At 39.6% G+C, this 1,702-nt stretch carries 2 protein-coding genes and 1 pseudogene; all 3 read right to left on the reverse strand.

From position 1 onward, the window contains the following. Window positions 1-88 precede the first annotated feature (88 nt). Entirely contained in the window at window positions 89-451 is a 363-nt protein-coding gene (locus tag AVJ19_RS21050) for a phage GP46 family protein (protein ID WP_111861421.1), read from the reverse strand. 6 nt (window positions 452-457) lie between these two features. Continuing rightward, window positions 458-928: a phage baseplate assembly protein domain-containing protein gene (locus AVJ19_RS21055; protein ID WP_111861422.1), complete on the reverse strand. Its 471-nt coding sequence runs from the start codon at window positions 926-928 to the stop codon at window positions 458-460. Beyond that, window positions 925-1,702: pseudogene (locus AVJ19_RS21060) on the reverse strand (hypothetical protein); the annotation flags it as partial. The gene AVJ19_RS21055 and the pseudogene AVJ19_RS21060, both read right to left, overlap by 4 nt.

Genomic DNA, 1,702 nt, shown 5'->3' on the forward strand with positions numbered 1-1,702 from the left:
AAATCGTTAGACCCGTTAGACTTTGGATTTCTTGCACAATGGTTTTTTTAACTTGTGCAAAAGTAGGAATCTTAAATGCCATGATTTGTTATCCTCCAACGGGCACAAAATAAAGAATGGTTTGCTTTTCACCCGTTAATTGAGTGATTTCGATCAGTAAATCAATACGGCTTTTTTCACTTTGTGTTGCCGTAATATCAATGTCCTGCACTCGACTATCCAACAGGTCTTCTAAGGCTTCAAAAGCATATTGTTCCGCAAGTAATAAATTACGTGGCACGTCCTTGGAACGTCTGAGTAAATAAAAACGGCTACCAAGATTAGGATTTGCCCAATATTTACCACGATGTACAAGGAGTCGCATGATCACGGCTTGGACAAGGCTGACATCAAATTTTTTATTCAAACTTTCAATGACATAGTCACGGGTTTTTAAATCAAGCTCTGCCATAACTGTTTATTCCATTGGAGTTGAAGGTGTAGGGGAGTTGCCGTGTGTATGTGGGTTATAAGCATCTCGCATTGCTTGCATAGAGCCTTTTTTATCAATGACATCACCATTCAAAACGTGCAAATTACCGTCATCAATAAAAACATCACCACCTTTCAAATGCATACCATCCTGTTTTAGTAAAACTTGATGCCCAAATTGATCGTAAATACACGTTTCACCTTCATTGACAGTAATCATGATCGGTGCTTCAGTACTTGCAATAATGATAGATCGTGATGATTTCCCCATGAGTGGCAAAATTACGACACGGCTTTTTTCAGGTATCCAAGATGAAAAACCCACCTGTTGGTAGACTTCCATTTCGTCCATCACTTCATCTGCTAAACCTTGGATTTGCGCCCTCGCTCCAGCACGTGCAACAATGCCTAAAAATGCTTGTCTAATTTGACCTAAACTCTTAGAAATCATACTCATTGGCTCGCTCCGTGATAAACACCATAACCATCTTCATCTAGTCCGAGATCGGCATTGGTTTTTTTGGCTCTTGAAGTTTTTTTCTTTTTACGTTCCTGTTTTTCTTTGGCTTTCTTCTCTTCTTTTTCTTTATAAAGCAATGGTTGTGCCCAATCGCCCTCACGTTTGAGCTTTAATTCAGTGGTTTTACCTTCATTACGAGACAGCTGAAAAGTACGCCCCATCACCACCCACTTAGCATTAGATCGGGTAAACACATCACTATTAAAATTAATTTGCCCAGTGGTTTTCCAAACTGACCCATTGATGACCCAGTCGGGTACGGTGGCTGTCAATGTATAGGCTTCTAAGTCATTGTCATGTTGAACTTTATCAATTGCAGCTTGTGCTTCCGCTTGGGTTTCAACATCCCCTAATGTGATAATTTTCAATCTTGAATAAGCGTAGGGTGTCGTGCGTTTAGTTTCAGCTAAAATATGCTGACCTTTTTCATCCTGACTTAAAATTTTAAGATCACTAAAAACGTTAGACACATCTTCGTCATAACTTGCTGAAAGGACATTATTATTTTGACCACCAAACATTAGATTTAATGTTTGTGAAGGTTGTTGGGATTGGTTAAATGGGTTGCCAATATTCATGACACCTTGTTCATCCATCCATACAAATTGACCCGTCACTTGAGCCGCTTTCGCAATCGCATCATATAAAGACTCGCCTGGTTCTACCGTGATTTTATTCTTCAACCAAGCATCGTCTTGGACACGAAAACCG

It is taken from the genome of Acinetobacter sp. CFCC 10889 (assembly GCF_003268395.1).
Lineage (GTDB): Bacteria > Pseudomonadota > Gammaproteobacteria > Pseudomonadales > Moraxellaceae > Acinetobacter.

Excerpts from the sequence above, each read along its gene's own strand:
- AVJ19_RS21050 (WP_111861421.1), bottom strand. The coding sequence starts at position 451 with ATGGCAGAGCTTGATTTAAAAACCCGTGACTATGTCATTGAAAGTTTG.
- AVJ19_RS21055 (WP_111861422.1), bottom strand. The coding sequence starts at position 928 with ATGAGTATGATTTCTAAGAGTTTAGGTCAAATTAGACAAGCATTTTTA.